This window comes from Candidatus Frankia nodulisporulans, assembly GCF_902806475.1.
Lineage (GTDB): Bacteria > Actinomycetota > Actinomycetes > Frankiales > Frankiaceae > Frankia > Frankia umida.
In genome coordinates, this window is the sequence record NZ_CADCWS010000228.1 from 1 (window position 1) to 6,565 (window position 6,565).

A 6,565-nucleotide genomic window follows, 5' to 3' on the forward strand; every position below is an offset into this window, starting at 1 on the left:
TTCGGCATGCTGTCCGGTCCGGAAATGACCTCATCCGGACGCCGGGGGGCGGGGACCAGGGGGGCCGCATTGCGAGGGCGACAGAGCATGCCACTATGGTGCACACCCCAGCAGACACGGACAACCGTGCAAGTCGGTTTCGCCCCGGGTGCAACCGGGCGTTGCACCCGCCTTTACTTTCACCCGGGGCGGCCGAGTTTCCTGCCGATAACTCGAATGTATCTCACGCGTTTCTTTCCGCGTACATCCGATCGAATCACGTCCTGCCTGCGATCCGGTAGGACAAATCGTCAAAAGGGTTTACGGTGAAGCCGGCGAACCGCTAGGGTCAGAGCTTGCGGTCCAACGCGAAGCCGGCCGGGACGAGCAGGTCCTCGGGCGACAGTTCGTGTACCGAGGAGTGGCCCAGGCCAAGCAGCGTCTCGCTCACGCCCTGGCGGAGGATCTCCAGCACGTTCATCACGCCGCGCTCGCCGCCGGCCGCCATCCCCCACAGGTACGCCCGGCCGACCATCACCGCGCGGGCACCGAGGGCCAGTGCCTTGACCACGTCGCTGCCACGGCGGATGCCGCCGTCGAGCACGACCTCGATCTGGTCACCGACCGCGTCCACCACACCGGGCAGGCAGCGGATCGACGCCGGTGTGGTGTCGACGTTGTTACCACCGTGGTTGGACACCGAGATGGCGCTGGCGCCGACGTCCACCGCGCGACGGGCGTCGTCCGGCCGGGTGATACCCTTGATCATGAAGGGGCCGTCCCACTGCTCGCGCAGCCAGGCGAGGTCCGCCCAGGTGGGTGGCGGGGTACCCATCCACTGGCCGTAGGCGCCGAAGAAGGTCGGCGGGGTGGCCTCGCGCGGCCCGAGGTTGGGCACGCCGAGGTCGGGCAGCGACCCGCTGCGCAGCCAGGTGGCCAGGTAGCGCGGCTTGATCGCGACCTGCGGGGCGTACCGGGCCATGGCCTTGAGGTCGAGCTTGTCCGGGATGAACGGGCTGCCCCAGTCCCGGCGGGAGTCGAACACCCAGTCCAGGGTGACGATGAGTCCCTTGGCGCCGGCGGCGCGGGCCCGCTCGGCACGGGCGAGGATCTCCTCGCGGGAGCCCAGCCAGTAGGTCTGGAACAGCAGCTTGTCGATGGTCTTGGCGACCTGCTCGACCGGCTTGGACGCGAACGCCGACAGGCCCATCGCCGTCCCGGCGCCGGCCGCGGCCCGGGCGACCGCGAGCTCCCCGTCGGGGTGCACCGCCTGCACGCCGGTCGGGGAGATGATGACCGGGAAGCTGATCTCCTGCCCCATCACCGTGGTGGACAGGTCGCGGGTCTGCGGCAGGTCGGCGACGTGCGGGCGGACCTTGAGCTCGGCGAACGCGGCGAGGTTGTCGTCCATCGTCACGCCGGCCTCGGACCCGGCGACCAGCGCCAGGTAGACGCCCTTGGGTAGCCGCTTCTTCGCCCGCCGCTGGGCCTCCGCGACCGTCTCGAACCAATCCTTCGTGCTGGCCATCGCACTCCCGCCTCGTCCACCAGGGGGCGCCGTTTAATTTGGCACCGAGTGCCACTGTAACCGCGGGCCCCGTCCGGCGCATCCGGCCGCAACGCGAGGACGGGGCGAGTCCCGTGGGACCCGCCCCGTCCTGGTGCGGTCAGGGCGTCCTGGGACGCCCGCGATCAGCTGGTCATCGGCCGCCGGTCAGCCGGCAGCCGGGCAGCGGTCAGGCGGTGACCAGGGCCTTCTTGGCCGGGTCGACACCCATGATCTTGGCGAGGTTCTCGCCCATGACCTTGCGCTGGTCGGCCAGCGGCAGGGAGTCGATCTCGTCGACGAAGGTCACCGGGTCGAACAGGCCCTCGGGGTGCGGGTAGTCCGAACCGAAGACGACGTTGTCGGCGCCGATGGTCTGCACCAGGCTGACGACGTCCTCCTCGTGGAAGGGGTGGACGAAGATGCTGCGCCGCCAGGTGACCATCGGGTCCTCCTCGAACATGCTCGGGTCCCGGTCGTAGTGCTTCTGGAACTGGGTGACCAGCGGACGGACCCAGGAGCTGCCGTTCTCGACCGGCAGGAAGCGGATGGCCGGGAAGCGGGTGGCCAGACCGTGGGCGATGATCGAGGTGACGACGTCCTTGATGTAGCGGTGCTCGCTGTTGAGGATCAGCGAGAAGGCCGACGGCTTGCTGTCGAACGGCAGGAACTCGCCGCGGACGCCCTCGAACTCGTTGATGTAACGCTGGAAACCGTCGTCGGAGGCGTGCATGCCGACGACGACGCCGGACTCCTCGACCTTCTTCCAGAAGGGGTCGTACTCGGGCAGCGCGAACGAGCGGCGCACGCCACCGTGGCCGGGCACGGGAGCCGGGCGGACCAGGATCGCGCGGGCGCCCCGCTCCAGGACGTAGTCGAGCTCCCGCAGCGCCTTGTCGACGAACGGCAGCGTGATCACCGGCGTCGGGAAGATCCGCTCCTCGAAGTTGTACGACCAGTGCTCGAACATCCACTCGTTGAGGGCGTGGACGACGACGACGGCCGACTCCGGGTCGTCGGCCAGACGCTCCTCGAGCAGGCTGGCCAGCGTCGGCCACATCATCGCCCGGTCGATGCTGAGCTCGTTCATGAGCTCGAGCCGGTCGGCCGGGTTGAAGTAGGCCGGAGGCGCCTTGATGTACTTGGGCGGCGGGACGGCCTCGATGTCGCCGGCCTTCGTCTTGGACGACGGGTTCTTCAGCCGGAACTCGATCTCCTGCGCGCCGGGGGGCGCCACGACGTTGAACGTCGGGTTCGGGATGTACTCGCTGATGACGTTCCGCAGCGCGATCTTGGTACGACCGTTGATCTGGACGTACTTCACCAGGCCGGCGTGGCTCGCCGGAAGGTACTTGGTGAACGCGTCGGTCGTCTCGTACATGTGATTGTCCGCGTCGAAGACGGGGAAATCGAGAACTCTGGACATTCGCTACTCCTGGTGCGCTCTCACCGAGTGGATGACGTCTGGAAGCACGGCGACGGGCCGCCGATGGGGCGGGCACCGTCCACGCCGAGGGTGACGGCGCGGCCGGTGCCGGCGGTACGGATGGTGGTGGGCGACCGGCGAACGCGGTCGATCGTCCGGGAACCTCGCGGAAAGGACGGCCGGCCAGGCAGACTGTGAGGCACCGGGCACGAACACCGCATGCGGATGGCCGCTCGGGCGCGGCACTGGTCGGGGCGCAAAGGAGATCGACACGTGGGACGGCCCAAATCGCCACTGGTGGACCGCAGGGAGGCGATCGTCAAAGCGCTCGACATCATCGACGCCGAAGGGCTGGCCGCACTGAACCTGCGCCGCCTGGGCACCGAACTCGGCGTAAGTGGCGCGGCCCTCTACCACCATTTCACGGACAAGGACGAGATTCTGCGCGGCGTCGTGTCCATGGTGCTCTCGCAGGCGGTCCTGCCGCAGGACACCACGCGCAGCTGGGAGGAGATCCTCGTCGAGTCGACGACCAGCTTCCGTCACGTGCTCGTCTCGCACCCCAACGCCGCACCCCTGCTGGCCCCCGGCAGCCTGCCCACCAGTTACAGCGGCAACACCGCCCGCGAGCACATGGTGGGACGGATGCTCACCAGCGGTGTGCCCGATCACCTGTGCTACCCGATCATCGAGAGCGCGGAGATCCTCGCGTTCGGCTCGGCGCTGATGAACCCCAACCGGCTGCCCGTCGCCACCCGCCTGCACCTCGACTCCCCCAGGGCCACCGAACCGGGCGCCGCGAGCGGTTCCGACGGCGGAGCCACCACGGGTGTCGGGCCGACCGGCATCGACCGGACCAGAAACCTGCGCCGGGTGATCGAGGCGACCGGGAGATCCGTCGACCAGACATTCGATCTTCAGCTCGCCGCCCTGATGCGGGGCTGGAAAGCCCTGATCGAACAGGAAGCGCGCGACCAGCCGTAGCGGGGGCGAGAACAGCGGCGCGTGCGGAGCGTCCAGCACCGCGACGAGCGCCCGCGGGAGGCGAGGTCCGTGACCTGGCATCAGCCCCCACTCCCTCCCACGCCCTACCGCTGCTTGGTTACCTACCTACATACCTGCATACCGACCCACTCACCCGCCAGCAACTTAACAACGTTAAGTTTTGGTGTGGTACTCCCTCAGCGCTCCCCGGACGTGCACCGGCTACACCGACATACCCCGGATCACCACCATGCGCACAGTCCGGTCGCCACCGCAACTGTTACCAGCCCACCAGCATCCGCCGTCGCCCACCGGGTTCGCACCTGGGCGCGGGATCGCGGGATCGCCACAGGCCGCCCGCGCGCGAAGGCACGGGCGGCCTGTGGTCGACGTTCGGCGACAGGTCCGTGCGGCCACCGGCTCGTCCGGCCACCGACCCATCCGGTGGATCAGGGCCTGACGGCCGCCGCGACCGGATCGAAGCCGGCGAGCGGGTCCTCCTGGCAGGCGCTGACCGGGGGCAGCGCGGGCGAGAGCGTGCTCGGGGCCCGCCCGATCGTCACCGGCACCGGCCCACCGCCACCCCGGCGACCGCCGCCCGAGTGGGACCGGGAACTCGACCGGCCAGCCGCACCGCCCACCTGCGTCGGACGGGAGTGGTCGACCGTCGAACGCGGCGGCGCGACCTCACCGCGGGCCAGCAGCGCGTCCACCCCATGGCCCTGGACGCACTCGGGATCGGGGCCGTCCAGGGGCAGACCTGTGAAGAACTTCGCCGCCATGCAACCGCCGCGGCAGGAGTCGTAGTGCCCGCAGGACGCGCACGCCCCGCCGGTCTGCGGCTCACGCATGACCTCGAACAGCTCCGACTCGCGCCACACGGTGGTGAAGCCGCCGGTGTCGCGCACGTTGCCGGCGAGGAACTCGTCGTGGATGGCGAACGGGCAGGCGTAGACGTCCCCGACCGGGTCGATGAGGCAGACCACCCGGCCGGCGCCGCACAGGTTGAGCCCGGGCAGCGCCTGACCGTAGGCGGACAGGTGGAAGAACGAGTCACCGGTCAGCACGTTCTCACCGGCGGCGACCAGCCAGTCGTAGAGCTCACGCTGCTGGGCGGCGCTGGGATGCAGCTCGTCCCAGGTGTCGGCGCCGCGCCCGGACGGACGCAGCCGGGTCAGCCGTAGCTGCGCGTCGTAGCGGTTCGCGATCTCGGCGAACCCGTCCAGCTGGGAGACGTTGTGCCGGGTGACGACGACGGACAGCTTGAACCCGCGGAACCCGGCCGCGGCCAGGTTCTCCATCGCGCGGATCGCCATGTCGTACGAACCCTCGCCGCGCACCGCGTCGTTGATCTCGGCCGTCGCACCGTCGAGGGAGATCTGCACGTCGACGTAGTCGCTGGCGGCCAGCCGCTGGGCCACCTCGGGGGTGATCCGCACGCCGTTGGTGGAGAACTTCACCCCGACGTGATGCTCGGTGGCGTAGTCGACGAGCTCCCAGAAGTCGGCGCGCACCGTCGGTTCGCCGCCGCCGATGTTGACGTAGAACACCTGCAGCCGCTCGAGTTCGTCGATGACCGCCTTGCACTCGTCGGTCGACAGCTCCCGCGGGTCACGCCGCCCCGAGCTGGACAGGCAGTGCCGGCAGGCCAGGTTGCAGGCGTAGGTGAGCTCCCAGGTCAGACAGATCGGCGCCGCGAGCCCCCGCGCGAAGTGGTCGATGAGCCGCGTCGGCGCCACCGCACTGGATGTCGCCGTCGCACTGGATGTCGCCGTCGCCATGCTGATCGTCGTGCTGGTCACCGACCGCTCCCCTCGACGAGCATCTGGGACGCGGCGAGGGTCGCCAGTGCCCCCTGATATCGGCCGAGGTCAGCGGCGGGCAACCCCACCGCAACAGCTGCGGCCCGCACCGACTCATGCGTCGCCAGCGCCTCGACCAGCGCCAACAGCCCCGGCTCCTTCAGGAACGACAGACGCCGGGTGCCAAAGTGGTAGAGCAGCGCGCCGAACGACTCAGGCCGCACGGACACCTGCGGATGCAGCCGCCACGCCCGGTCCAGATCGAACCCGCGGGGCGTCGCGGCCGGACCGGGAGCCGCCGCGGAGGCCGCGTCCGCCCCACCTGCGCCGCCGGCGACGTTGCCGGGGGTCGAGGGAAGGACGGACGCGGCCGGTCCGGCGGATCCAGCGGACGTGGCCGGATCGGCGCTCAGTAGACGCCGCACATGCCGTCGATGGAGACCTCCTCGACGAGAAGATCCGCCACGATGGGCGCCTCCGCCTCGGACGCCTCGACGGTCTGGATCGCGGTCGGTTCCATACACACTCCCCTGGGCCGCACAGCCAATATCCGGACGGCTACCAGCCCGGATGGTCACGCTCCGGACAAGGGTGGTCCGGACGGGACCTTTTCCTGCCCCGCTGGGGCAGAACTGTAGTGGCACTGGGTGCCAAAGAAAAGCGGTTCACCCAAGCTCGGCGAAGATGGCCGCAAGCCCGCCAGACCCTGCCACCACCCCGCCAGGCCCCGCCACCACCCCGCCAGACACGTCAGGCACGCGCCGTCGCGGTCACGTCACCACCGTGGGAAACGCGCGTGGACAGCCCGGCTGGCGCCGCGCGAGACCG

The 6,565-nt window shown here is 69.8% G+C and carries 6 protein-coding genes; 1 reads left to right on the forward strand and 5 read right to left on the reverse strand.

Annotated elements, in window-relative coordinates; translation table 11 throughout:
* Positions 1–328 precede the first annotated feature (328 nt).
* Together mftD and G6R24_RS16740 are read right to left on the reverse strand one after the other, a co-directional pair.
* Positions 329–1,507, reverse strand: a complete 1,179-nt coding sequence (mftD, locus tag G6R24_RS16735; RefSeq protein WP_163550171.1) for a pre-mycofactocin synthase MftD — start codon at positions 1,505–1,507, stop codon at positions 329–331.
* Positions 1,508–1,715: 208 nt separating this feature from the next.
* Positions 1,716–2,951 (reverse strand): amidohydrolase family protein, encoded by a 1,236-nt coding sequence (locus G6R24_RS16740; protein ID WP_163550172.1) that lies wholly within the window; start codon positions 2,949–2,951, stop codon positions 1,716–1,718.
* Between the two features lie 273 nt (positions 2,952–3,224).
* On the opposite strand from G6R24_RS16740, the gene G6R24_RS16745 reads away from it, so the two are divergent.
* Positions 3,225–3,935: a TetR/AcrR family transcriptional regulator gene (locus tag G6R24_RS16745; protein WP_163550173.1), complete on the forward strand. Its 711-nt coding sequence runs from the start codon at positions 3,225–3,227 to the stop codon at positions 3,933–3,935.
* 449 nt (positions 3,936–4,384) lie between these two features.
* On the opposite strand, the gene mftC is transcribed toward G6R24_RS16745, so the two are convergent.
* The 3 genes from mftC to mftA are packed head-to-tail and all read right to left on the reverse strand — an operon-like array spanning position 4,385 to position 6,257.
* Positions 4,385–5,716: a mycofactocin radical SAM maturase gene (gene mftC, locus G6R24_RS16750; protein ID WP_163550175.1), complete on the reverse strand. Its 1,332-nt coding sequence runs from the start codon at positions 5,714–5,716 to the stop codon at positions 4,385–4,387.
* 17 nt (positions 5,717–5,733) lie between these two features.
* Positions 5,734–6,162: a mycofactocin biosynthesis chaperone MftB gene (mftB, locus tag G6R24_RS24590; protein WP_476695814.1), complete on the reverse strand. Its 429-nt coding sequence runs from the start codon at positions 6,160–6,162 to the stop codon at positions 5,734–5,736.
* Positions 6,147–6,257 (reverse strand): mycofactocin precursor MftA, encoded by a 111-nt coding sequence (gene mftA / locus G6R24_RS16760; RefSeq protein WP_163550174.1) that lies wholly within the window; start codon positions 6,255–6,257, stop codon positions 6,147–6,149. The genes mftB and mftA overlap by 16 nt, the downstream gene beginning before the upstream one ends.
* Positions 6,258–6,565: the final 308 nt, after the last annotated feature.